Here is a 24681-nt window from a genome sequence, read left to right on the forward strand (position 1 = left end):
TTTTTCATCTGGGATAAAAAGACCGGCCTTGTATTTGCCTACTCTCACAACTCTAACTAATTATTAATAGAAGTCTTTTACAATCAAAAAAAGACGCAACCTTAAAGGTTACATCTTTTATATCTTATTTAAAATATACTTACTTTATTGGACATCGGATTAATTAGAAGCTTTTGTTTCTCTTCCCTCTTCGTTTTCAGGGGTTTTTCCATCCTGTTGTTCACCTGTACTGATTTCCTCTTCCTGTCTTGGAGCAAGTACTGAAACAATTACCTCTTCATCTTCTTGGTTAATCGTAATATTGCTATAGTAATTTCTAATCTCACCTATTTTAATCGTTTGGTTTACCTGAATATTGGAAATATCAACTTCAATTGTTTCAGGGATTTCTCTAGGTTTTGCTGTTATGTTTAACTCGTGAAGAGACTGTTGGAGAATTCCTCCGTCTTCAACACCTTTTGAAGTTCCCGTCAAGGCAACATGCACCTGGGCATGTATCTCAGTAGAACTATTAATATATAAAAAATCCGCATGAAGAACATCCCGCTTTATCGGGTCATATTGATAATCTGAAAGTATTACATCCTGTGAATTTCCATTAACATCTAAAGAAATAATTCCATTCCTACCTACTTCCTTAATGATTCTGATTAAATCTACATTTTTTACAACAATCGATTTGCTCTCTTCATTTTTCCCGTAGACAACTGATGGGATATTTCCCTGTTTTCTTAATTGAGCTAAAACTGAATTCTGGATTTCCTTACGTTCTTTTGCTACTAACGTGCTAGTCATAGACTTTCCCTCTTCCTGATCCATAAGAATTTTAGACATAAGTATAAAATTACGACCTAATATAGGAATGTCTAACTGTAAAACTATTAATAGTTTTTTTAAGCCTCTATATTATAAAAGATGCTTGCCCTTTTAACAAATATTTTGTACTATATAATATTTGAATCTTGAAGAACTTCAATTAGTCATGATTACGAACAGTGCCTATCACTGTTCGTATTTAAATGTTAAATTACCTTTATTAGCTGCAGTGGGTATCGTACTAACTGTCATTTCGGCATTTCTTTCGCGAAGGAATCGTATTATGATGATGTAGTTAATTGTTGCAGTGATTTTTTAAATTTTTCCGGTACCGTTACACGATTCCTGAATCAACCCATTAAAACAAAAGTAATAACTTGGATTGTCAACACTAAACTAGACAGTTTTCTTAAGGTGCGTAAGTTTGTATTCCACTGGACTTAAATAATCTAAAGTACCATGGATGCGTAGGTGGTTAAACCAGTGCACATAATCTGTAAACTCTCTTTGTAACTCTTCTAAGCTATCAAAATGACGTTTCTTCACGAACTCTGTTTTGATGATTTTGAATGTTGCTTCTGCTACTGCATTATCATACGGACAGCCTTTCAAACTTAGAGATCGCTTGATGTTAAACGTTTCTAGTGCCTCATCAATGACCTGGTTCTTAAACTCTCTTCCTCGGTCAGTATGGAACATTTGAACCATATGTAAATTACTTTTTATTGACGATAGAGCACGATAAACTAGTAAAGCATCTTTGTTCTCACCTGTGCTAAATCCAACGATCTAACGAATAAAGAGATCAACAAATACACATATGTAATGCCATTTTTTATGGACTCTTACATAAGTTAGGTCACTGACCACGACAGTCAATTCTTCCTCTTGTGTAAATTCACGATTTAACTCATTTGCTTGATCACTTTCATTTGGTTTATCCTTATGTGGTTTGAATTGAGCTACAGTATAAGCTGAAAGAAGTCCTTGTTCGTTCATAATTCTGCCGATTCGACGACGAGAAACCAATTTCCCTCGTTTCTTTAGCTCATGCTTTATCTTTCTCGTACCATAATTTTGGCGGCTTTGATGGAAAATTTCTATGATGTGACCCGTTCGAGCTGCACGCTCACGCACTTCAAACGCTCACAAAGTTCAAGCATTCCTTTAACAACGCCTGTGGATGGATCATCCAAGGTTGTTGGTACTTTGTGAATAGCTGTCATTCGTTTTTCGGTATCGTTATAAATTACATCTGTAAAAGTTCCACCTACGTCTACGCCAAATAATTTCATAACACTTCTACCTCCTTTGTAATGTCTTCAAACTTTATAACGCAAGAACCGTGCCAAAATAAAATGCGGATAAAACAAGAGATTATTGAAGGAATCTAATTATAAAATTGCAAAACTGCAATTTAAAAATATAATAAAGGGTGTTTATATTCGGAAAATTCATAAAAATAAAACTAAAAAAGAAATATTGCAAAATCACAATAAGAATTGCAATTTTGCAATATTAATGTTGTACTTTTGAACTTTTCGAGTAATGGTAGACGCATCTACCCCTAATTTTTTACTTGCCTCCTTCATTGTTGATGAAGTTTCTAATGCTTGAATGATCATTTGCTTCTCAAATTGCTCGACTTCATGTTTTAAATTTAGAGTTTTAGCTACTGAACCAGTTGGTTTTCCGGTGGACATAACAAGCTTATCTGGTAGATCCTTTAACTCTATATGCTTTGTTGATGATGTAAGAACTAGTCTCTCTATAGTGTTTTGTAATTCTCTTACATTTCCTTTCCATTCATAATCAATAAAAAATTGTATAACTTCCTTATCAAGTGTTTTATATAATTTATATTTTTGACCAAATGCTTCTAAAAAATGGGTGATCAAGAATGGGATATCCTCTTTTCGTTGAGATAAAGGGGGTATCGTAATAGGTATGACAAATAAACGATAATATAAATCTTCGCGAAAGATTCCCTGTCTTACCATTTCCTCTAAATTACGATTGGTGGCTGCAATAAATCGAACATCTACCTGAACAGGTTTTGTTTCTCCAAGCGGAGTAAATTGTTTTTCTTGTAATAATTGAAGGTTTTGGTCCATTGATTGGCCTCATTTCCATGTTTGACCCCTCTACTCTTGTTTAGTTTTTTTATAGGCTATTATTTGAATTTAAATTTTTATATCAATCAAAATATAGTATTGTGAAAGTTTATTGTCAAATCAGTGATTTAAAATGACAGTATACTGTCATACGGAAAACTGGGTAGAAATTAAACAAAAAAGGCGCCTAACCCTTGTGAATTAATTTACAAGGGTCAGACACATATCCTCAAATTGAAGCCTTATTTTGTGGCAAAAATGGTTGACATTCTTTTTTAATTGTTTTAAAGTAACAAAGTCAAATTAAATAACAAAATTCTTTTGTTTGTGGACTTTTCTAGAGATATCTCTATTTTCGCCACACAGCTTTCATATGAGAGCTGTGTGGCTTTTTTTATGGAATGAAAGGAGTAGGAAAAATGAAAACTTGGCAATATGCACTAATTGTTTTTTTAGGGGGCTGCTGTTACGGAGTATTATCGACCTTTGTAAAGCTTGCTTATTCGGCTGGTTTCACCGTGACACAGGTAACAGGAAGTCAATACTTACTTGGGACTTTGCTAATCTGGGGGGTCGCTCTTTTTTCGAAAAAGAAAAAACTTACTCTACCCAAAATAGGTAAATTACTTTTATCAGGAATTCCAGTTGGTTTAACAGGGGTATTTTATTATCAGTCATTGCAAACCCTGGATGCTTCTCTTGCCATCATCTTTTTATTTCAATTTGTATGGATTGGCACTTTTATTGAGTGGATTGTTTATAAAAAAATACCAAGTAACGGGAAAATGGTTTCGATTGGTATTTTAATCATTGGCTCCATTTTAGCAGCCGGCATTATCACAGAAGGCGGCGTTCAAATATCATGGCAGGGGACAGTTTGGGGTCTGCTTTCCGCTTTAACGTATACCGCTCTCATCTTTCTTAGCGGCTCCGTGGAAAAAGATACACCACCTGTACAGAAAAGTGCTCTACTTTCCACTGGCGGATTGATCACTGTTTTTTTATTTTTCACGCCAACGGATTTATTCCATTTACCAGTTTTAATGGGAGTAGCACCGTATGGATTGTTCCTTGGGCTATTTGGCGTAGCCTTGCCACCGCTCTTATTTTCTATTGGAATGAAGCATATCGGCCCAGGACTTGGAACGATATTAACAGCCTCAGAACTTCCGGTTGCTGTTATCTTGTCATCGCTCGTCTTAGCTGAAAACGTAAGCTTGTCACAATGGCTAGGAGTTATCCTTATTTTAGGCGGAATTGTGGCGGGGAATGTTAAAATGCCCACAAAAAAAGTGGAATCTGTCTCTTTAGAAAGTGAATCTTTGACTTAAAATTGTCGGGGTGGGATTCCCCGCCTAACAAATTCAAAATAAAACTGGCGAACAGTGCCAAGCACTGTTCGCAAGTTTTATTGCCTACTATTCTTTCTATGGGCGAATTTTTGAGATTTATGGGCGAATTCCGGGTTTTTTATGGGCGAATTTTTAACCTTAATGGGCGAATATGGTGTTTCAATGAGCGAATCCTTGATCTTTATTTTATTTCATATTTTCCAATATGTTTCGTATTTTATCAGTATAGACCTTAGCTAAGCCTTTCTTACTGTATTCGAAGTTTTTCATACTTGATTGTTTCGGGATACCCATGTTTACTAATTGAATATCAAGTTTTTCAATGACAAAACGCTCATCTTCATCATTTTTTACTCCACCCACTTGAGTCAAATCAATCTTTGTACCATCATTTAGTTCAATTATGTAAAAGAAATCACCCTTTGAGTGTTTAAACAGAGAAGGACGCCCCTTACCGTACACTCCTGTATTAATCTTAACAATCTCCACAAGGCTATATTCCCTGCCTTGTGGAGCTAGAAATGAATAATCGATAATCTTGTCGTAGGTTATTACAGTAACAGCTGAAATAACCGTATATATCAAAACAACATTGAAGGTGGAGAAAGCAGCAATCACTAGTTTTCTGTACTTTTTAAACAGTCTCCCATTTCTCCAGATCTCCCTCAAATCTTTATTGAAAAGATAGAAAAACCCCATAAATAGATAAATCTCAAAAATAATCACCAACCCTGAGTAGGGTGATTTAAAAATCCAGATGATATAATCTTTAGGAACAAACAATGCTTCTTGAATAACGGATATTAATATAAAAAAACCGATCGATAATATGATTACGGCAATAAACGCTAGAACTCTTAGAATGGCTGCTTTAATAATTTTTCACCCACCAGCTCGTCCTTTCTTCAGCAGTATCGTAACTAACCAAGCTTTTATAAGTATTATCCGCTCAGTAAGCATTTGGATACTCCTTTTCAATATTATAATATTATTATTTTATCCAAGGGTTTAGCGGATTATAGTCGAGAGCCCTACCCTTTGGAATTTGTCATAAAAGACTTGTACTATTTATAACCTTTTAAAAAGAAGGTAATAATTTTTAGCTGGATATAAAGGAGCGGAACTATGATTCTCTCTAAATTTGTAGATGAACTCCCTATTCCCCCGATTTTAAAACCTCGATGGAAAGATCAATTATATACTTATTATGAAGTGAATATGACCGAATTTAAGCAATCACTCCATCGCGAGTTAAATGATACAACTGTTTGGGGGTACGAAGGCAGCTATCCAGGACCTACGATTGAAGTTGAAAGCGGAGAAAAAGCGTATATCAAATGGATCAACAATCTTCCAGATAAGCATCTCTTACCTGTTGACCATACGGTGCACGGGGCCCATTGGGATGTACCGGAAGTACGAACGGTGGTACATGTTCACGGTGCTTGTGTGGAATGGGAAAGTGACGGCTACCCGGAGGCTTGGTTTACAAACGGATTCAAACAGGTCGGTCCCTATTTTAGTAAACAAGTCTATCGATATGATAATTGCGAACAAGCTTGCACCCTCTGGTATCATGACCATGCCCTTGGTATCACGAGGCTTAATGTCTATGCTGGATTGGCCGGATTTTTTCTGATTAGAGATCAACGCGAACGGTTATTGAATTTACCTAGTGGGAAATATGAGATTCCTCTTATTATACAAGACAAGACTTTTCATAAAGATGGTTCACTTTATTACCCGAAACAGCCAGAAAAACCCGTCCCCGAATTAGAAACATCGATCGTTCCAGAATTTTTTGGGGATACCGTCTTGGTGAATGGCAAAGTATATCCCTATTTAAAAGTGGAACCGCGTAAATACAGATTGAGGCTGCTAAACGCAGCCAACTCTCGTTTCTTTAGGATTAAGCTTGATTCAGGACAGCTGATGTATCAAATTGCGACCGATGGAGGACTTATGCAGCACCCGATCGGTGTAAAAGAAATCATGTTAGCACCTGCAGAACGAGCAGATGTGATCATTGATTTTACCAATCTTGAGGGTAAAAATATTATCATGAAAAACGAGGCTCCTGCTCCTTTTCCAACCGGAAATCCACCAGATGATAATACAGGCACAGTGATGCAGTTTCGAGTGACTCTTCCCTTGGCCAGTGTCGATACGAGTGTTATTCCGGCGTATATGATGCATATTCCCAAAATGAATGAACAGTCAGCTTCGAATTCACGATACTTAACTTTAAATGACAATATGGACCCGTATGGTCGGGAATGGATGCTATTGGATAATAAACAGTGGGATGCTCCAATCACTGAAAATCCAAAATTGGGCTCCACTGAAATATGGTATATTATTAGCTTAACGAAGGATTCCCACCCAATTCATCTCCACTTAGTTGATTTTCAAATCTTAGACCGTAGAGATTTTGATGTAGAAAAGTATAAAAAGGAGAAAATCATCGATTATATGGGTCCGGCGATCCCTCCCGAACCACAAGAACGGGGCTGGAAGGATACCGTTCAAGCTAATCCTAACCAAGTCACTCGAATTATCATGAAGTTTGGCCCTTTTACAGGGTTGTATGTATGGCACTGTCATATCTTGGAGCACGAGGATTATGAGATGATGAGACCGTTTATTGTGATCCGATGATAGACGGTGTTCTGTCAAAAATACATTTTATATCAATTTCCTAATTTATTCTTCCATTCTCTTGATCATATACTGAATCAAGTCAATATTGTTATCAATGAAGTTCAATCTTTCTCGGGCAGTAGTGGACCATTCTGAACTATGATTCATAGATGCGGTAATATGCCGATAGCTAAATGTATATCTCGAATAAAGTTCGGAAATCACAAAGCTTATTCTGAGTTTGGTTTTCTCCTTTTTTGCTATCCCTTCAAGGTCATCATTTAACCAAGCAGGAGCATTCTCAATCGCTTTATTTACTAAATTTAATTCATAATCTTCGTTTGTCATCGGTGTATCTCCTTTTAAAAATAGGTTTATAAAGTTCTAAATTATTCTAACAAATCACGCACTTTCATTTCAATGAATAGTGACTACCTATCGTTAGCACATTTCGTATGTTTGGATTCAGTATCTGCGTGTGATACAACCCTATCCTTAGAAGGTATACGTTTAAGTTTCCTTTGGTGCCTGCAAATATGCAGAGATTATTGAAAAAAAGATAGCCATTTCTAGTCTGAGAAATGCTTAGCAAATAACTGGCTTAGTATCACATACAAACAACAAATTTTATTAAAAGTAAGTAAATAGGCGAACAGTGAATGTCACTGTTCGCCCTAAGTTTAAATTTTATTTTTCCATTGAATCGAGCCTGTATCACTATGAGGATGACAATTCGACTTTAATCTTTTGTATTCATTTTCTAAATCTGTTAAAGGTAACTTCAAAAGCTGTTCCTCACTATCAAAGATTTTAAAGGTAAGCAGAATGTTAATTAACGTTTTCCTTCTTTGTTCCACAGCATTCCGAAGTATATTTTCCATGAAATCCTCTCCTTTATTTGCTTTAGAGAAAAGTTTACTTAGCAATCCAATCATTCAAATTAAAATCTTTTTTACCAAATGATTTTTCCACTTTCGTAAGTTCCAGCTTTCATCCATATTGCTTTCTTGCCATTCTGTTCACAATTGCTGTCTATAAAATACTTTTTCTCGTAAAAAATGTTGTTATAACTCAAGGAGACTCATATTTTGTGTAAAATTATACTCTGTTTGGTTGAAATTTATCGCATCTTCAATTCAATGGGCGAATTTTTAAGTTTTATGAGCGAATTTTAAGCTTTAATGGGCGAATTATTGACTTCAATGGGGAATTTATTGTTTTTATGGGCGAATTTTAAAAACAACAATCTTTTAGAAATAAGCGATAAAAATAGAAATATTAACGATTTTGTACCTGGTTGTAATTAGGATGCCATTGCAGCCAATACTTATCCAAAAACAATTGACTCTCTAATCGTCTCCATAGAATCAGCTCCTTTAATTTAGATAAAAAAGAGACTTCTCATGGGTGCGAGAAGTCTCTATCCGAATAGTCGACTAGTGTATGAATTTTTATAAACAAAAAGAAGACACTTGAATTTGTGTCTCCAGTTGACTGGCTAACTATTTTTATTTTACTAACAAGTGCAAATGCATTTCGATTCATCGCTTTTAATTCCGATAATACTCATATGATTACTTAATATGATATTAACATCCTTGGATTCACTCTGTCAATCAATAATCGGAAAATTCGCATTTTTTTCAGGTCTATTTTTCTCGTAATTTTACACTATAATGCCGCATCGATCTTGGTATCCCTTTTAACTCAAGGAATCCGCTATAAATCAAATGCCGGATTCGATATTCTAAAAAAAAGTCACCAACCACTTCTTCCATTTGATGTAATGTTTCACCAATCACTTTTCCAGTCCTAATAAAGGATTTGTTTTGTTGCTCCCTTTGCAAATGGTCGACTGTCTTTAGGATGAGGTCATCAAAATAATCTTCGGGAACACTGGTAACTCGTCCATTCTTCCATAAACGAAGGACATCTTTCGATTGCGCCAGTACTTCCCAATCTCTTTGGAATTGGATACGCTCCTGATACGATAAAGGCTCAGTCGAATGTGCTTGGTCTAATAGTTGTTTTAATTGATTGGGGTGAAGCATGCTGGAGTATAGTTTTTCATTGTTGGAGTCGATCCGTTGATGATGAAGTTCGGTCGTATTGAGTAGAACAATATCATTATCTTTCTCTTTTAATAAATGAAGGATAAAACGAAGACCCGTTTGTTCGTTGCCATTATTGGCCGTCCATATGTAAATAGGCACAAACTCAGGAATATCCTCTATTTCTAACAAGGTCTTCGAAAAGTTATTTTGTAATTCAAAATCATCCTGCTCTACATTAATATGCTCATTCCACCATTCAAAACGAAGATCTTGGCCTACTTTTTGATCAAGTTTCCATAAAGGCCCGATCGAAAAAAAATCATGAAATCCAATCACCGTCTTTGGCCGATCTAAGCCTACCTTTAAAGCACCCGCAGTCGCGGCGGAAGAAACTAGATGAAACGCTCCTTTACTCTGATAGTTAAAGGAATTTATTTTCCGCTGGCTTTGAATGAGTTGATTTATTTTTCCTGCCATGAAGTTGAGATCGTCCTGGCGAAGAAAATAACCCCGGCCTACAAGGGGAATATGTGCTTCATGATTAAAGCTATCAAATTCATCCGCATGGCGGATCTCATACGTTTCCCATTCTCCTTGTTGAGATAATTCAGATGCGGTTAAATAATCTTCCCCTTCAATTTTGTAAACAAACACGACATTTGGCTCCGTGAAAAAATAAATATATGGGTAATGATCTCGCGTTTTCATACCGCTATTCCCCTTCTTAATTTCAACTTTTGAGGTGACCAGCCCCTATAAATATATTTCAATCAACCTTCTAAAAATCCCTCTTTCTCGATTATTTACACTCTATCAACATTCTAATCAAACGATTTATTAGTTTTTTACCAGCAAAAGATTTGTGTCAGGCACCATGTGAATTTTTCACATGGTGCCTGACACCTTTACGAAGGATTCCCCACTCAACGACAATGAAATTAACTATTAGCCCCACCCATATATTTACATTTAGAACTTCCTCGACCATCTTCTCTCTCCCGCCAGGTAGGGAGAAGTTATTTAAGGTGTAATATGTTAATAGCAAAAATGGCACCACTATTCGGCCGCTTACTGCCACTAACGTGACACCAAAGCTTCGAATCATCCATTTGCGATGATCTGCAAATTGTTTTCTTACTGCCGTACGATATCCTTTCCAACAGGTAAAAAGCCAGATAAGTGACAATACAAGAAAAGAAGTGGCTTTCGAAAAATTTTCAATATACGAAACATATCCTAGACCAAGCCCACCGCTTAATAAGACACTGCCTACATACACTCTGCCAAGAAAGCGATGGACTTTTGGTGTTTTGATTCGAAAATGTTTAACGAATTGGAAAAAACCGGATAGTAGTGCCAAACATGCCGTTACAATATGTGCAATTAATAATGGAAATTGCATGCCAGCCGATGTGATAGATACTCGGCTATTGGCGGGATTTAGTGTTAAATAAGGAACCACAAAAGGAATGATGACTCCTAATGAGATAATAAATAAAATCCACCAACTTTTTTTAGGTTTCACTACTTACACACTCCAGACTCTTCAACCGAATCTCCTCTGCTGTTCCCTTTTTTCTTTCCTAATTTCTTAATCATGTCTCTTCTCCCCTTCATCTTCAAGCAAGGTTCGATGCTTTTTTCTGTTTTCGCTGTCCCCATGGTTTAAAAACCGAAATCACGAACATCGCAACAAGCGAAATAATCTGAAGGATAATTCCGATCCATAGCTGCCATTTGTTTACTGTGAACGATGGATCCGTAAGAGCGTTTAGCCCTCCACTAGTTGTCAACGTTACCGCTTTTAGCGTTAAAATATACATTGCGAAAGGACCCAATAAAATTGAGAGGACTGTCAAACCTTCTTTGACGATAATCCAGTAAAATTTGAACAAGCCCCATTGCGTCAGTACAGATAGTAAAATCCCCGTTACCACCGTGCCAATCGTGGATGCACGAACCGATGTCTGGGCTAGCATATGCATACTTATATAACACGCCTTGAGCACACCATCATCGTTCGTGTTAGCCGCAGTTATACTCAGAATTAAAAAAACAATGGCCACCCCGAACATGATCGCTGCAAATAATAAATGTAAGATGATCAGCCATCTTCTCTGGGTAAGATTCAATTTCCTCATACCATTCACCCCTTGTTATACATTAAACCGATACCCGACACCCCAAATCGTCTCAATATATTGTGGCTTTGACGGGTTTGTTTCAATTTTTTCACGTAATTTTCCAATAAAAACAGTTACCGTGGCATTGTCCCCGATGGAATCCAATCCCCAGATCTTTTCAAACAGTTCGTCTTTGCTGAACACCTGATTAGGATGGATGGCCAAAAATAGTAATAAATCAAACTCTTTTGAGGTAAAGGGAATTTCGGTTTCATTCACGAACACTTTTCGAGATAACTTATCAATACGAATTCCTCGAATCCTTATTTCGTCTTTTTGTCTCGCGAAGTTATCTGTCATTAACCGGTCATAACGTGCTAGATGTGCCTTGACCCTTGCCACCAGCTCGCCGACACTGAAGGGCTTGGTCACATAATCATCTGCGCCGAGGCCAAGCCCGCGTATTTTATCAATTTCTTCCCTCTTGGCGGAAACCATTAAAATTGGGATGTTTTTCGCTTGTCGGACGTGCCTGCAGATTTCAAATCCATCTGTATTGGGAAGCATGAGGTCGAGAATAATCAAATCATATTCCTCTTCCAAGGCCTTTTTCAGACCCACCTCTCCGCTAATGGCGATTTCTACCTCATAGCCGCTTGCTTCTAAATAATCTTTTTCCACTTCCACAATAACCTGATCGTCCTCGATGATTAAAATTCGTTTCACTCATCCTCACCCTTATGATTGATCTTTGGTAATGTAAAATAAATGCTGGTCCCTTCCCCTAATTGACTTTCAGCCCAAACGGTTCCACCTTGTCCTTCGACCATCTGTTTGACAATAGCGAGACCAAGGCCGGTGCCTCCCGATTCTGTATTTCTCGAAGGTTCTGCCCGGTAAAAACGTTTGAAAATATGGAGGAGTTCCTCGCTGTCAATTCCCGATCCGTTATCCCGGATGTGTACTGTTGCTTTTGCTTCGTCGTCGAACAATTCCACCCTGATTTCCTTTTGCTCGTTGTTCATATATTTTAAGCTGTTGTCGATTATATTCATCATTACCCTGCTCAGCTTTTCATGGTCTCCCATAACGAGAACCGGTCTGTCGCTGACGGAAGAGAACGTACTCTTAATATTCTCCATTCGCGGGTCGAGACGTAATTCTTCTATATAATTCCGCAAATACCCACGAATGTCCAGAGGTTTCAAATCAAATGGCAGTCGTTTTAGATCAAGCTTAGAATACAACATCAATTCGTCTATCAATTGATCCATATCGTCCGCTTTTTTCGCGATCATATTTATATATTTATCCCTTTTCGAAACCGTATCTGCGATTCCATCTTGAATGCCTTGAACGCACGCTTTAATTCCGGTAATCGGCGTTTTCAGATCATGTGAAATGTTTGAAATTAGTTCTTTCCGGTTCTCTTCATACTGTAGCTGAAGATGGATCGATTCGTTCAAGCGGGCGCGCATTTCATCAAAGGAAGCCCCCAATTCTCCGAATTCATCTCTGCGGTCCAACTTCACCTCATGAGCAAGGATCCCTTTTTTAATTTGTTCCGCAGCATGTTTTAGCTTGTACAAAGGTTTGATAAAACTTCGGGAAACTAAATAGGTAAGAATACCATTCGTAAGGCCAATAACAAGTAGCAGCGACAATACAAGCAACGGGAAAAACTTTCTTGCTTCCTTGAAAAAAGGATATAAATCAGAAAATATATATACCGTACCTGTAGTGTCATCGCTAAGAGTGATATCGTACTTTTCCACTGAAAAACGACTTTTTCCCCATCGGCCATGAGTTTTTCCCCTTTGCATCTCCTTAATCTCAGTAGTATTTAGATCAAGGCGGTTCACGAAAGGGGAAGTGAAGCTAGTTCGATTATTTTCCATTACCACGAGTCCTGAATGAACACGATTCAATTGTTCGTCAGTGCTTTTCAGGAACTCTTTGTCGTTGAAGCGGTCAGGGTCTGTTTGTGTCATAAACTTCACGCCGGCAATCAAATCTCGGCGTTGATTGGCCGTTTCCCAAAAGGCTGGCATCCCCTTTCCATCCCTGGTTCCAGCCATATCCTTATAAAAAGCTGAAACAAGTGTTGTGGCAATCAAGGCGAACAACACTATGGGAATGAAGGTCATGGCCATATAGGATAGTAGTAGTCTCGTCTTGATCGACATGAGCAAATCTCCTTAACGCTGTTTTTTTCCGAACTGAATGAACCCTGGTATATCTCCAAACTAAGCCAGCCAACGCTTTCTGTTATTTATCATAACCGCGAATTATAAACCCCTTCTAAACCATTTCTAAAAAAAGTATAAAAATTATTTAAACAGTGTAGTTGATTCCAAAAAAGACTATCATTGAATTAGCTCAATGTATAAGACCAATAGAAACCGATAACCCTATCTTTGCATTGAGTGGACATTTAAGCTAATTACTGTTTGTTTTCAAGGAGGAAAATAATGGAAAATGTATTTGATTACGAAGATATCCAATTGATTCCGGCAAAAAGTGTCGTGAATAGCCGCTCTGAGTGTGATACCACAGTATCCTTAGGCGGGCATACATTCAAGCTGCCAGTGGTGCCAGCAAATATGCAGACGATTATCGATGAAAAAATAGCTATCTACTTAGCGGAAAATGGTTACTTTTATATCATGCATCGTTTTGAACCAGGTAAGCGATTATCTTTTATCAAAGATATGAAATCTCGAGGTTTATTGGCATCTATTAGTGTTGGAGTGAAAGAGGAGGAGTACCGGTTCATCCAACAATTAGCTGAGGAACAGATTTCACCAGAATTCATTACGATTGATATCGCACATGGTCATTCCAATGCGGTAATTAAAATGATTCAGCATATTAAGAAGTACATACCTAACAGCTTTGTCATAGCTGGAAATGTCGGAACTCCAGAAGCAGTCAGAGAATTAGAGCATGCTGGTGCGGATGCGACTAAAGTTGGGATTGGACCTGGGAAGGTATGTATCACCAAGATTAAGACTGGATTTGGGACTGGGGGCTGGCAGTTAGCTGCACTGCGTTGGTGTGCAAAGGCAGCAAGTAAGCCGATTATTGCTGATGGCGGGATCCGGACACATGGTGATATCGCCAAATCCATTAGATTCGGAGCAACCATGGTGATGATTGGCTCCTTATTTGCTGGGCATGAAGAATCCCCAGGTGAAACGATCGAGAAAGATGGTAAGTGTTATAAAGAATACTTTGGATCAGCATCGGAATTTCAAAAAGGGGAAAAGAAAAATGTAGAAGGCAAAAAAATGTTTGTGGAGTACAAAGGCTCGTTAAAAGAAACGTTGATAGAAATGGAGCAAGACCTTCAATCCTCTATTTCTTACGCAGGAGGAAATAAGTTAGCCGCCATCCGTAATGTCGATTATGTCGTCGTTAAGAATTCCATCTTTAACGGGGATAAAGTTTATTAACAAAAAAGCAGAATGATGAACTAGTCATTCTGCTTTTTTTGATTCATACGAAAGCAGGAGAGATTTCTTTTTCGCAAACAAGCTTAAAATGTTTCGCAGCGCTCAGTAGGACTCACTACGTCAGACGAAAAAAAGAACCGTTCCTATTCTCCTGAAACGATTCCCCGGTAAACTGAAAACTACTTTTGAAATTCGGAAACTTTATTCCCCTTTGCAAATGGCCAAGTAAACACTTTCTGACCCTCACCGCTGCCGCCAAATTTAAACACGACAATCCCACCGACAATAACCAGCACACCGATCAACTGATTGACAGTAAACGGAACCTTATTCAGACCTAGCCAGCCTAATGTGTCCCCTAATAAAGCAACCACGAGCTGTGATGTCAATGCGATAGCGATGGCATAGGTTGGTCCAAGCCGCTTGATCCCCTGGACGAGACAAACAACCACTCCTACTCCGATCAGACCGCTGAACCAGTACCAAGTCTGCATATTTTGCAAGTGAAATAACTTTCCCCCTTCAAAGAGGAGCCCAAACGTCAATGAAGCAAGGAATCCCATCCCTAATACTAAGGTAGTCGTTGCCCAAGATCCCGCCCGTTCATTAACTTTACTGTTAAAAATATTTTGCAAAGCTACCAGCGCACCGGCAATAATCGCAAACAATAATCCTAGAATCATCCGATTTCTCTCCCTTGTGTTGATATTTTTTAAGGCTATTCGTAAATATTACCCCCGGCGAGATCCCTTAATCCATTCCTGTCCTTAACTAAAATGGACCCTCGATTACGCTCAATTAGACCATCTTCACAAAATTGTGTGATGACCCGATTTAAATGACGATAGCTCGTTCCAATTAAATTAGCTGCATCCTTGATACTGATGCTAAGTTGGTTTTTATTAAGTGAATCGGATTCATCAAAGGAAACGGACAATAGATAACTAGCCAAGCGCACCTCTACGGGATACATGATATTGAAGCTCATCGAGTTGTTTTTTAGATGGAATTTTTTCGTAATGATATCCAATAAAAATTGCAGGAGAGGTGCATGGTCACTTCCATATTTCTTTAACCAGCGATGGTGAATACCAATCATCCAAACAGGGGATACCGCCTCAACTGTGTTAATAATGTCAATGCCCTGTACATACTCAATATCGCCGATCACTTCAAGCGGTTTCTTAAAAGAAAGAATGAGTGTATTACCTTCTGGCGAGCTGGTGTAGATTTTAACCTTCCCCTTCACTAGTACATACAAATACTGTGATGCTTCCCCTTGAGAACAGATGAGCTCCCCTTGCTCAAAGCAGTACAGCGACAAATGGGGAATGAATGGTTCATGAAAGATCGTTTCTAATTTGTATGTCTGGATATAAGCGTCCAATTGCTCCTGATCATTCAGTTCTTTCACTCTTATTCACCTCTGCCTTTCACCTTCTACATTCCAAAAGACACTTATTATGACCTTAGTATCACCACACCAACGATCATCATCCCGATGCCGATAATCTGTGGCAGCTTCATCTTCTGCTTCTCCAGGCCAAACCATCCGTTACTGTCTATGATAAATGTCAGCGTAAGCTGGGCTATTAGGATCGCTGATATACTTAGCGTCACACCGATTCTCTGAATAGAGGTGACATTACTGAAAATGACAATCGCTGCAAAGGCGCCCCCCATCAAATATAACGGCTTCACTTGTTTGAAGCCTTGCCCTTTACCGTCTCGAACGAACATGAAAATAATGAGTGCCATTATAAAACCAGTAAACTGGGTAATAGTTGCTGCTTGCCACGTGCCAATGTCTTCACTAATCCGTGTATTGGCAATCCCTTGCAGGGTAATAAAGGCCCCGCCTAATAATGCAAAGATAATCCCCTTCATTGTTTTCTCCCCTAATTTAGATTTCTCTACTATATTAAAGGATATTTCCAAGTAGTTTGGATAGGACATATGTCCTCAACTCATAATAGAATGTGTTATTTTCATTTTTTTTAATGTACCCTTTTCTAAGCCGTGGAAAAAAGTGTATCTGATAAACTAAATTAATAGTGGTACACTTGAGGGAACGTTCTATTAAAAAAGGAGCTTAGAAATTACTAATTATATCTAAATAAGTTTATAATAATTAAAAAATATTTTTGAGGTGAATAGACATTGGATTTTCATTCAAATTCGAATCAACAATTAGAAAAAGTTGATGATGAAGAATATAAAGAAAGAGAATACGCTACTAGACATAAAGCAGAAGAGGAAGAGGAAGAGGAAGAGGAAGAAAGAGGATTTAAACAATGGATTATGGGATGGAAAAAGAAAAAAGTAGATGAAGATGGCGAAGCGAGAGTAGATTCGCCATCCAGATCCAGATCCAGATCCTCAAATAAGAAAAAGAAAGGGGGAATGTTCTCATTAAAACTAGTCTTTAAGATATTTGTAGTAGCAGCTGTTTGTTACAACTTCAATTTCATTTGGAATTTTATGAAAGATCCTATTGGTAATTTTACGTTTTATCATACATTATATGTACTAGGAATATGTGCAGGTATTAATTTAATTGCCGTTTGGATTCTGTTTTATAAAAGTTCGTTTATGAGGTTTTATCTTTCCCTATTAGCAATTTTAGGATCGTTTGGGTATTACTTTTACGTAAATTACACTAATCACTCCTTTATGGGGAATAATATCAAAACTTCGTTGCTTGTTATGATATCAGTTTTGATCGTCATTAATCCTAAAGTAAATTATTACCTGAAAAGCATCTTACTTCTGTTGATACCTAGTATAGGTATCTATTTAAGTGGTAATAAATTCGCACTTGTATGGGCTTTAATGTTGAGTGCGGGATTTGTACTATTATTTAGAGTGTCAAAATCAAGAGGAAAATCAAAATCAAATAAAAAGGAAAGTCGAGCAAGAAGAAACCAAAAGCAATCCGCATAATATTTATTATTGGTAATTAAAAAATGCAGATTATGGCGGTATATTTATTGAATGAAAATAAGCCGAAAATGTACAAGTGGTGAATAAAAACTTGTATTTTTTCGGCTTTTTAAATTTTAAAAATGGAAGAAAAGTATTGTTAGCTTAATTAGAAACTAACCATAGCAAATATGAGCTTCATCAAGGAAATCCAGTGGCAATTATTTAAAAAATGATTTATATACATTCCTTATTTGAAATAATCCGAAATCAAAATGTAAATATTCTGTCACTGTAATACAGTTGATGTTAGGCATTTGAAAGGATAAACTTTACTTACTATTTGAGGAGTGATTAAAGTGAAAACAGTAACCGTGGATAAGCTAACATTCAAGAAAAATTTATCGATGATTGAGCAATTTGCAATCAAAGATTTCCTGTTTAAATGGGTTGGTCGACCAACAGAAGGATTAGATGAATTTCTACCACTTGAGTACACAGAAAATGTTTTTGCCAAGATGGAGGCAAAACAGGTAAATGCTTTACTCATTAATGGGGATAAACATTTCAGATATGCCACAATAACAGAAGACAATCAAATTGTAATAGGAGTTTTAGATTCGAATGAAGAGTTAAATCATAGAGTCATTTCTCTGGATGAGGTTTTAATAGGTAAGGACTTGTAAGGTGCTTGCCTCTAAACTTTTCTCTAGCTTTCTTCTCGGACAATGACTTGAATTCCATCGTGAAAAACTTCCCTTCCTTTCTTTTTTTTCTCATTAAAAGAACAAGTGTTCTATTTATAATTCCATTATACCAAAGAATTTCATAGAATGTATAATAAACATTTAAATGACATTAAAAACAGCAAATCCTGGTTTGCTGTTTTTTCTTGTATTATCAACATTAATTAAAAACAACATTTTTAGCACAGATTGTATAATTGGGGTCCTTCTTCTGAAAAATATGGAAGTAGCTCTGTTACATTTAGCTCCATCTCTGTCACTATGATATACTTTAGAAAGTTTGTTTTAAGAGTGGGAGGTATCTAATAGTGGAGTTACTAAAATCATATACTCAAACAAAATCGACCTATATATTTTGGCTCGTTACGGGGATTATACTGGTAGCATTTAATTTGCGCCCAGCGATCACATCATTAGGGCCGTTAGTTGGAATGATTCAGGAAGATGTTGGACTAGCACATTGGAGTACAGGTTTATTAATGAGTTTGCCATTACTTGTTTTTTCCATCATGTCTCCCATCGTGCCAAAGCTCGCCAATCGGTTAACAAATGAGGTGACTTTGCTTATAGGTTTGTTCACTCTATTAATCGGTATAGGTCTAAGATCCATCCCAATGACGTTTTTCCTTTTTACGGGGACTCTTTTTATTGGAGTGGGTATAGCCGTTGGCAATGTTCTTTTACCAGCCATTGCAAAGGACAAATTCCCACAGCACTTCGGTCTTATGACAAGTGTTTATTCTACCTCAATGGGATTGTTTGCCTCATTAGCGTCAGGAGTTAGTGTTCCTTTAGCAGACGGCATGCACCTTGGCTGGCAGGGAGCTTTAATTGTTTGGGGTATTCCGGCCGTGCTAGCTATCTTGGTGTGGGCCTTTCTTTTCAAATATAATCATGGAAGTCAAACAGATATAAAAAGGCTTAGTTCTAAATCTAATCAAATCTGGCGTTCACCACTTGCTTGGCAAATCGCCATTTTTATGGGGTTTCAGTCTTTTTTATTTTATGTAACAATTTCTTGGTTACCAGAAATCCTGCATAGTCAAGGAATGAGTATGGAGAAAGCAGGGTGGCTGCTTTCAATCACTCAAATAGTCGGACTACCTTTCAGTTTCTTCATCCCTGTCATTGCAGGACGTTTTCAATCACAAAAATGGATCGCATTCCTGTTAAGCCTATGCTCTATTATTGGTTATGGAGGTTTACTGTTGGGCTCATCCTATCCCGTTTTAATTGCTAGCATTATTTTCATTGGGATGGCTTTGGGAGGAATCTTTCCATTATCACTAACCTATATCGGACTTCGCACCAAGAATGCCAGCCAGGCTGCAGAGTTATCTGGAATGGCACAATCAACTGGATATATCCTTGCAGCGGCGGGCCCCTTTTTTATTGGATATTTATTTGATCAGACCCATTTATGGACTGTTCCACTTAGTGCACTCATCCTTATTTCTTTAATCGTTATGGTATTTGGGATGTTAGCGGGTCGCAATCGACACGTATAAAAAGCGAACAGTGCCAGGCACTGTTCGCTTTTTGTGTATTTTACTATATTTTACATGACATTTGATGTATTTACATCTGATAGGTCTGAATTTTTAATCTCTTTAGGACGGACGGCCAGCCAAACTAGTCCACCGAAAACAAGAAGGATTAGCCCGCATAATTGGAACGCATACTGGAAGCCAGCGGCTGGACTTGCTGAGTGTTCAATGAAATACCCTGTTACATAGGGGCCGACAATCCCACCCAATGAAGTAAGCGCCATAAACCACCCCTGAATTTTACCTTGATGTTTAGGTGCAACCAAATCTACTAGAATCGCTGGTCCCATGACCAAGGTAATACATCCAAATGTTAACCCAAGTGATAATAATACAATGGCAAGAAGATTAGAGCTGACCATTGCTCCGAAAAAGTAGCTGACTGCTCCCGCTAACATTACTGGTCCAAGGACAAAAATCCGTCCCTTTACCATACTTTTCGTCTTATGATACAGTCGGTCAGAAATGGTTGAAAAGGTAATTTGCGAAAGGGTAATCAAAATCCAAGGCAATGCTACGACAATTTTTAAAGTACCTTCGCTGAGGTGGCGGACATTTTCCAAATAATTAGGAAGCCAGTTCAGCCCAATCGTAAAGGACCAATAAGTGGCAAAACCACATAAGGCAACGAAGATGAAATTTTTCGAAAACAAGGCAGAGGTGAAATTTGTTTCGTTTTGGATAGTGGATAACGGGGTACTGCCTTTTGTTGCAACCAACTCAGTATCTGTAACCGCTTTCTCTTTTGCGATCCATAACCACACGATAATCCAAATAAAACCTACTACTCCAGTTGAGATAAACGCCGAGCGCCATCCATAACTCATGATGAGATGCATTAAGACCGGTGCTGAAATGGCAACACCAAGCGGTCCGCCCACTGAAACCAATGTTAAACCAATTCCCAATTTTTCCTTTGGAAGATACTTTGAGGCAGCTGTCATCGCTAAAGCGTAGGAAGGTCCTTCCCCAGCCCCTAAAATGATTCTGGTTACCAATAAATAAGTAAAGCTGCTGACAAAGATCGTTGAGAATTGAACGATGGACCAAATTGCGACCATACCAGCAATGACTTTTTTCGCTCCAATTTTATCCGCAAGACTGCCGCCTAAAACAGCTGAAAGCGAATAGAGTAAGAAGAAAACACTCCCGACAACTCCCCATTGCTCTGGCGATAATCCCAATTCCTTGATAATTGATACTGAGGCAAACCCAATAATCGCCTTATCTGCATTACTAATGACGGTTAATAAAAATAACAGGAAGATGATCACCCATGTTTTTTTTGATACTGCACTTTTGTTTTGCTCCATATAAGGCCCTCCTTGAAATTTCTCCCTTTTCCCCTCGTTCGTTTTCATAGAATGATACCACTTTGACTTCAAGACCTTTCCACCCCATAAATGAAAAAGTCCTTTTAGGTCATTACTTAAATGTAACTTCCACCTTACCAATATGTGAAAATCCAGCAGTGAACCGACCCCCTTTTTCGGCCACTACTGCTGCAGATAATGCCCCTGATAAAATCACTTCTCCCGCTTTCAAAACAACCTGGTATTCGGATAACTTATTTGCCAGCCAGGCCACACATTTGGCAGGATGGCCTAGCACATCTGAACCATATCCTGTATTAATCAGTACACCATTTTTAAACAAATTCATTTCAATCGATGGTAAGTCGATATCCGTTAACGAGAATCGCTCCTCACCAATGACAAACAATCCGCTTGACGCATTATCGGCAATCGTGTCTGCTAAGGTAATCTTCCAGTCAGTAATCCGGCTATCAACGATTTCTAAGGCTGGGGCTATATACTCTGTCGCATCAAGGACATCCTCGATGGTCACAGATGGACCTTTCAAATCCTTGCTGAGAACAAAGGCAATCTCGCCTTCAACCTTTGGCTGAAACATGGCATCTAAGCTGATGACCCCGTTATTACTTACTTCCATGGAATCCAATAGATGACCGTAATCTGGTTGATCCACCCCTAACAGCTGCTGCATGGCAACAGAGGTTAATCCAATTTTTTTCCCAACAATACGCTGGCCCACTCCAACCTTCTCATTAATTGCGAGAAGTTGGACTTGATACGCCTCATCAACGGATAATTCTTGATACAAATCAGTAAGTGGTGTAATGGATTGCTTAGCAGCTTCTGCCTGCTGCAAAAGCTCATGTACATGTTGAACACGATGAATGACTTGATTGCTCATAGTAAAAACTCCTTTTGTAAAAAAATAAAGCACTATTTCATAGATTCAATAACATGTTAACCTATGAATCAATCAATAGCGCTCTCAAAGTGTCGTCTTATTATTTTGTTACCAAAGATGCGTCGTTTTGATTAGCAGGTTCTTTTCCATTTTTCAATAAGAAGTCTATTAATACAGTGTTAAACTCTTCAGGTTTCTCCCATTGCGGCCAGTGTCCGGCATCTTTGATGACTACCAACTCACTAGCTGGAATCATATCCTGAATCGGTTTGGCTTCTTCAACGGTTGAAGTTGGATCATGGTCTGTCCATGCTAACAATGTCGGAACATCGATTTTACCGCACCATGATGGATCCCAGCTGTACAGCTTTCTAACTTCAATATCCTGCAGGCAGACGATATGATGAACGGCCTCTTGATATGATGGCTGTGTATAGATTTTGTAACGAGATTCAATTAGTTCGTCGTTTACTTGGCTCTTATCATACATTAACCACTGAAGTCTGGTTTTTACATTTTCATAGTTGGCTTCAAGAACAGCTTTTAACGTGGAGTCCTTCAGCTTTTGCATAACTTCAGGTTTGTTATTAACGTTCCCTGGCGTATTTAACACCATTGCTTTCACATACTCTGGATGTTCAGCCGCAAACCAGGCAGCAACCCAGCCTCCTAATGATTCACCTGAAAGATAAACCTTTGATAACCCTAATGCTTGGATAACACCCAGTAAATGCTCGCTATAATAATCAATTCCGTATGGGCGATCTGGTTTAGCTGTGTAGCCATGTCCTACCATATCGATGCAAATCACACGGAAATGTTCACTTAAGCCTCGGATATTTCGGGCATAAGCCTCAATATGGCCACCCGTACCATGAAGCAAAATCAGGGGTTCTCCTGTTCCAGCCTCTAGTACTCTCGTTTTAATATCGTTTGCATTAACATAATAGAGTTTATATTCCAAATCAGCTAAGTCTGTCCAGATTGTCATTTAAATCTCCCCTTTTTAAAAAATGGCTCTGTTATACTTGGCTGTTGATTTCCGCTCCAGGCGCTTCGCTTTCCGCGGGCGGTCCGGGGAGCCTCCTCGGCGCTAAGCGCCTGCGGGGTCTCCCCTGCCCCGTCCTCCCGCAGGAGTCTTCGCGCCTTCCGCTCCAATCAACGTAGGCTTTAAAATCAACAATGACCTTTAACACAGCCTTTTTATAAAGTACTGATAAACCGCTGGAACCCAGATGCACCGACTTCATTCCGCTTAAACACACCTGCATCTTCCAAGCACCTTAAAAACTTCTTTCCTACTTCTTCTCTTACCAGACCATGCACATTCGCTTCATTGGCAATAGCTTGATAGCGTGATTTTAACGCTTCCGCCCAGTCTAAATGATAGTCTGCCACTGCCGATGATCGACCTAGGATGAAATTTTCCACTTCTCCTAGTTCATCCTTTAACCGTGCTGGTAAAACCGCCAGCCCCATCACTTCAATCAGGCCAATATTTTCCTTCTTAATATGATGTACATCGGCGTGAGGATGGAAAATGCCAAGCGGATGCTCATCACTCGTCCGGTTGTTACGCAGTACCAAATCCAGTTCATATACATCCCCATTTTTGCGTGCAATGGGTGTAATTGTATTGTGCGGGGTATCGCCAGTCCTCGCCTCAATTCCTAAATCTTCATCACTATACTTTTTCCATTTGTCTAAAATATGTGAACCGGCTTCAACGAGCGTACTAATTTGATCGGAACGCAGGCGAATAACGGACATAGGCCATTTAACAACCGCACACTCTACATCCGGATATCCAGCCATTTTAAATGCCCAGTCATCCCCTGCCTTCGCCATCGCAAATTGATAATTCCCGCCTTGATAATGATCATGGGATAAAATTGAGCCCCCTACAATCGGCAGGTCCGCATTAGAGCCGACAAAATAATGTGGAAATTGCTCAACAAAGCTTAACAGCCGTAAGAAAGTCGTTGGACTAATAACCATATCGGTATGTTTTTCTGCTAGCACGATACAATGCTCGTTGTAATAGACATATGGTGAATACTGCAAGTACCATGTGTTTTCTAATAGATTTACACGAATCATGCGGTGATTGGAGCGGGCAGGGTGCCCGATTCTTCCCGCATATCCTTCATTCTCCACACAGAGCAAGCATTTCGGGTAGTCCGTTTGCTTCACCGATCGCTCGAGTTCAATACTTTTGGGATCTTTTTCTGGTTTTGATAGATTAATGGTAACATCAAGTTCACCATATTCTGTGGCGGTTTTATATTCAATGTTATTGCGAATGCGTTTCATCTGAATGTAGTTACTATTTTTACTTAACTCATAAAAATACTGTGTTGCTGCTTTTGGATCCTGTTTATATTTTCCATAAAAAAGCTGATTAACAGCTGATGGCCGGGCGATGAAACAGTTCATAATTTTACTTGAAAAAATCTCTTTTTCATCAAATAATTCTTCAATAATCCCTTGATTGCAGGCATAATCTACAATTAAATCGAGTAAATCAGGGATATCAAAGTTGCTTTCCCCTGCTGGGTCCACTTCCTTAAACTCCGTTAGATGGAGAAGTGACAATATTTGATTGCGCGCATAGATTTCATCTTCCCGCTCAATTAATTGAGTGGCTATTGCTTGATTGATTAATTGTTGTATTAGTTGATAAATCATCATGTTC

Annotated in this window: 24 protein-coding genes and 1 pseudogene; 6 read left to right on the forward strand and 19 right to left on the reverse strand. The window is 38.4% G+C overall.

Going from position 1 to position 24681, the window contains the following annotated elements:
* Positions 1–159 precede the first annotated feature (159 nt).
* The 4 genes and pseudogenes from AB7942_RS05070 to AB7942_RS05085 form a co-directional block, all read right to left on the reverse strand.
* The gene (locus AB7942_RS05070) at positions 160–795 is read right to left on the reverse strand and encodes a 50S ribosomal protein L25/general stress protein Ctc (RefSeq protein ID WP_369446046.1); all 636 of its coding nucleotides are present in this window, start codon (positions 793–795) and stop codon (positions 160–162) included.
* Positions 796–1212: 417 nt separating this feature from the next.
* Positions 1213–1923 (reverse strand): annotated as a pseudogene (locus tag AB7942_RS05075) (IS3 family transposase); the annotation flags it as partial.
* Positions 1917–2111, reverse strand: coding sequence for a hydantoinase/oxoprolinase N-terminal domain-containing protein (locus AB7942_RS05080; RefSeq protein WP_335401784.1), 195 nt, complete (start codon positions 2109–2111; stop codon positions 1917–1919). The gene AB7942_RS05080 and the pseudogene AB7942_RS05075, both read right to left, overlap by 7 nt.
* 195 nt (positions 2112–2306) lie before the next feature.
* Positions 2307–2930: an AAA-type ATPase lid domain-containing protein gene (locus AB7942_RS05085; protein WP_369446047.1), complete on the reverse strand. Its 624-nt coding sequence runs from the start codon at positions 2928–2930 to the stop codon at positions 2307–2309.
* Between the two features lie 419 nt (positions 2931–3349).
* On the opposite strand from AB7942_RS05085, the gene AB7942_RS05090 reads away from it, so the two are divergent.
* Positions 3350–4261, forward strand: coding sequence for an EamA family transporter (locus AB7942_RS05090; protein ID WP_369446048.1), 912 nt, complete (start codon positions 3350–3352; stop codon positions 4259–4261).
* A 207-nt stretch (positions 4262–4468) separates the two neighbouring features.
* On the opposite strand, the gene AB7942_RS05095 is transcribed toward AB7942_RS05090, so the two are convergent.
* Complete coding sequence (locus AB7942_RS05095; protein WP_369446049.1) at positions 4469–4981, reverse strand: hypothetical protein; 513 nt, start codon at positions 4979–4981, stop codon at positions 4469–4471.
* 426 nt (positions 4982–5407) lie between these two features.
* On the opposite strand from AB7942_RS05095, the gene AB7942_RS05100 reads away from it, so the two are divergent.
* Entirely contained in the window at positions 5408–6940 is a 1533-nt protein-coding gene (locus tag AB7942_RS05100) for a multicopper oxidase family protein (RefSeq protein WP_369446050.1), read from the forward strand.
* A gap of 45 nt (positions 6941–6985) precedes the next feature.
* Here the strand turns inward: AB7942_RS05100 and AB7942_RS05105 are convergent, their stop codons facing one another.
* The 7 genes from AB7942_RS05105 to AB7942_RS05135 all read right to left on the reverse strand — a co-directional run bounded on the left by AB7942_RS05105 (position 6986) and on the right by AB7942_RS05135 (position 13285).
* The gene (locus AB7942_RS05105; RefSeq protein ID WP_369446051.1) at positions 6986–7270 is read right to left on the reverse strand and encodes a hypothetical protein; all 285 of its coding nucleotides are present in this window, start codon (positions 7268–7270) and stop codon (positions 6986–6988) included.
* A 332-nt stretch (positions 7271–7602) separates the two neighbouring features.
* Entirely contained in the window at positions 7603–7803 is a 201-nt protein-coding gene (gene fbpA, locus AB7942_RS05110; RefSeq protein WP_142292131.1) for a Fur-regulated basic protein FbpA, read from the reverse strand.
* Between the two features lie 768 nt (positions 7804–8571).
* Complete coding sequence (locus AB7942_RS05115; protein ID WP_369446052.1) at positions 8572–9684, reverse strand: DUF1835 domain-containing protein; 1113 nt, start codon at positions 9682–9684, stop codon at positions 8572–8574.
* Positions 9685–9841: 157 nt separating this feature from the next.
* The gene (locus tag AB7942_RS05120) at positions 9842–10501 is read right to left on the reverse strand and encodes a DUF2306 domain-containing protein (RefSeq protein ID WP_369446053.1); all 660 of its coding nucleotides are present in this window, start codon (positions 10499–10501) and stop codon (positions 9842–9844) included.
* Positions 10502–10595: 94 nt separating this feature from the next.
* Positions 10596–11117 carry a hypothetical protein gene (locus tag AB7942_RS05125; RefSeq protein WP_369446054.1) on the reverse strand — a complete coding sequence of 174 codons (522 nt, stop codon included), beginning with the start codon at positions 11115–11117 and terminating at the stop codon, positions 10596–10598.
* Between the two features lie 15 nt (positions 11118–11132).
* Positions 11133–11825: a response regulator transcription factor gene (locus tag AB7942_RS05130; protein WP_168241986.1), complete on the reverse strand. Its 693-nt coding sequence runs from the start codon at positions 11823–11825 to the stop codon at positions 11133–11135.
* The gene (locus AB7942_RS05135) at positions 11822–13285 is read right to left on the reverse strand and encodes a sensor histidine kinase (RefSeq protein WP_369446056.1); all 1464 of its coding nucleotides are present in this window, start codon (positions 13283–13285) and stop codon (positions 11822–11824) included. Before AB7942_RS05135 ends, AB7942_RS05130 begins: the two co-directional genes overlap by 4 nt.
* A gap of 285 nt (positions 13286–13570) precedes the next feature.
* On the opposite strand from AB7942_RS05135, the gene guaC reads away from it, so the two are divergent.
* A complete protein-coding gene (gene guaC / locus AB7942_RS05140) occupies positions 13571–14554 on the forward strand; it encodes a GMP reductase (RefSeq protein WP_098930513.1) in 984 nt (327 codons plus the stop codon).
* 179 nt (positions 14555–14733) lie between these two features.
* Here guaC and AB7942_RS05145 read toward each other — a convergent pair whose 3' ends face one another.
* Genes AB7942_RS05145 through AB7942_RS05155 form a run of 3 tightly spaced genes read right to left on the reverse strand, consistent with a single transcriptional unit; the run spans position 14734 to position 16441 of the window.
* Positions 14734–15237: a DMT family transporter gene (locus AB7942_RS05145; RefSeq protein WP_088085540.1), complete on the reverse strand. Its 504-nt coding sequence runs from the start codon at positions 15235–15237 to the stop codon at positions 14734–14736.
* Positions 15238–15272: 35 nt separating this feature from the next.
* Positions 15273–15968 (reverse strand): Crp/Fnr family transcriptional regulator, encoded by a 696-nt coding sequence (locus AB7942_RS05150; RefSeq protein WP_369446057.1) that lies wholly within the window; start codon positions 15966–15968, stop codon positions 15273–15275.
* Between the two features lie 47 nt (positions 15969–16015).
* Positions 16016–16441, reverse strand: a complete 426-nt coding sequence (locus AB7942_RS05155; RefSeq protein WP_335439303.1) for a DMT family transporter — start codon at positions 16439–16441, stop codon at positions 16016–16018.
* A gap of 273 nt (positions 16442–16714) precedes the next feature.
* Between AB7942_RS05155 and AB7942_RS05160 the strand changes: the two genes are divergently transcribed.
* The 3 genes from AB7942_RS05160 to AB7942_RS05170 all read left to right on the forward strand — a co-directional run bounded on the left by AB7942_RS05160 (position 16715) and on the right by AB7942_RS05170 (position 19730).
* Positions 16715–17497, forward strand: a complete 783-nt coding sequence (locus AB7942_RS05160) for a hypothetical protein (RefSeq protein ID WP_369446058.1) — start codon at positions 16715–16717, stop codon at positions 17495–17497.
* Between the two features lie 338 nt (positions 17498–17835).
* Positions 17836–18162, forward strand: a complete 327-nt coding sequence (locus AB7942_RS05165; RefSeq protein WP_369446059.1) for a CBS domain-containing protein — start codon at positions 17836–17838, stop codon at positions 18160–18162.
* Positions 18163–18530: 368 nt separating this feature from the next.
* Entirely contained in the window at positions 18531–19730 is a 1200-nt protein-coding gene (locus AB7942_RS05170; protein ID WP_369446060.1) for a CynX/NimT family MFS transporter, read from the forward strand.
* A gap of 50 nt (positions 19731–19780) precedes the next feature.
* Here AB7942_RS05170 and AB7942_RS05175 read toward each other — a convergent pair whose 3' ends face one another.
* From AB7942_RS05175 to galT, 4 genes are all read right to left on the reverse strand, one after another.
* Positions 19781–21082: an MFS transporter gene (locus AB7942_RS05175; protein WP_369446061.1), complete on the reverse strand. Its 1302-nt coding sequence runs from the start codon at positions 21080–21082 to the stop codon at positions 19781–19783.
* Positions 21083–21194: 112 nt separating this feature from the next.
* Positions 21195–21986: a 2-keto-4-pentenoate hydratase gene (locus AB7942_RS05180; protein ID WP_369446062.1), complete on the reverse strand. Its 792-nt coding sequence runs from the start codon at positions 21984–21986 to the stop codon at positions 21195–21197.
* A 100-nt stretch (positions 21987–22086) separates the two neighbouring features.
* Positions 22087–22977 (reverse strand): alpha/beta fold hydrolase, encoded by an 891-nt coding sequence (locus AB7942_RS05185; protein WP_369446063.1) that lies wholly within the window; start codon positions 22975–22977, stop codon positions 22087–22089.
* 212 nt (positions 22978–23189) lie between these two features.
* The gene (gene galT, locus AB7942_RS05190; RefSeq protein ID WP_369446140.1) at positions 23190–24674 is read right to left on the reverse strand and encodes a UDP-glucose--hexose-1-phosphate uridylyltransferase; all 1485 of its coding nucleotides are present in this window, start codon (positions 24672–24674) and stop codon (positions 23190–23192) included.
* Positions 24675–24681 lie beyond the last annotated feature (7 nt).

The sequence above is a fragment of the Neobacillus sp. BF23-41 genome (assembly GCF_041106275.1).

Coding starts and splice junctions, on each gene's coding strand:
- AB7942_RS05070 (WP_369446046.1), bottom strand. CDS start 795: ATGACTAGCACGTTAGTAGCAAAAGAACGTAAGGAAATCCAGAATTCA.
- AB7942_RS05080 (WP_335401784.1), bottom strand. CDS start 2,111: ATGAAATTATTTGGCGTAGACGTAGGTGGAACTTTTACAGATGTAATT.
- AB7942_RS05085 (WP_369446047.1), bottom strand. CDS start 2,930: ATGGACCAAAACCTTCAATTATTACAAGAAAAACAATTTACTCCGCTT.
- AB7942_RS05090 (WP_369446048.1), top strand. CDS start 3,350: ATGAAAACTTGGCAATATGCACTAATTGTTTTTTTAGGGGGCTGCTGT.
- AB7942_RS05095 (WP_369446049.1), bottom strand. CDS start 4,981: ATGGGGTTTTTCTATCTTTTCAATAAAGATTTGAGGGAGATCTGGAGA.
- AB7942_RS05100 (WP_369446050.1), top strand. CDS start 5,408: ATGATTCTCTCTAAATTTGTAGATGAACTCCCTATTCCCCCGATTTTA.
- AB7942_RS05105 (WP_369446051.1), bottom strand. CDS start 7,270: ATGACAAACGAAGATTATGAATTAAATTTAGTAAATAAAGCGATTGAG.
- fbpA (WP_142292131.1), bottom strand. CDS start 7,803: ATGGAAAATATACTTCGGAATGCTGTGGAACAAAGAAGGAAAACGTTA.
- AB7942_RS05115 (WP_369446052.1), bottom strand. CDS start 9,684: ATGAAAACGCGAGATCATTACCCATATATTTATTTTTTCACGGAGCCA.
- AB7942_RS05125 (WP_369446054.1), bottom strand. CDS start 11,117: ATGAGGAAATTGAATCTTACCCAGAGAAGATGGCTGATCATCTTACAT.
- AB7942_RS05135 (WP_369446056.1), bottom strand. CDS start 13,285: ATGTCGATCAAGACGAGACTACTACTATCCTATATGGCCATGACCTTC.
- guaC (WP_098930513.1), top strand. CDS start 13,571: ATGGAAAATGTATTTGATTACGAAGATATCCAATTGATTCCGGCAAAA.
- AB7942_RS05145 (WP_088085540.1), bottom strand. CDS start 15,237: ATGATTCTAGGATTATTGTTTGCGATTATTGCCGGTGCGCTGGTAGCT.
- AB7942_RS05155 (WP_335439303.1), bottom strand. CDS start 16,441: ATGAAGGGGATTATCTTTGCATTATTAGGCGGGGCCTTTATTACCCTG.
- AB7942_RS05175 (WP_369446061.1), bottom strand. CDS start 21,082: ATGGAGCAAAACAAAAGTGCAGTATCAAAAAAAACATGGGTGATCATC.
- AB7942_RS05180 (WP_369446062.1), bottom strand. CDS start 21,986: ATGAGCAATCAAGTCATTCATCGTGTTCAACATGTACATGAGCTTTTG.
- AB7942_RS05185 (WP_369446063.1), bottom strand. CDS start 22,977: ATGACAATCTGGACAGACTTAGCTGATTTGGAATATAAACTCTATTAT.
- galT (WP_369446140.1), bottom strand. CDS start 24,674: ATGATTTATCAACTAATACAACAATTAATCAATCAAGCAATAGCCACT.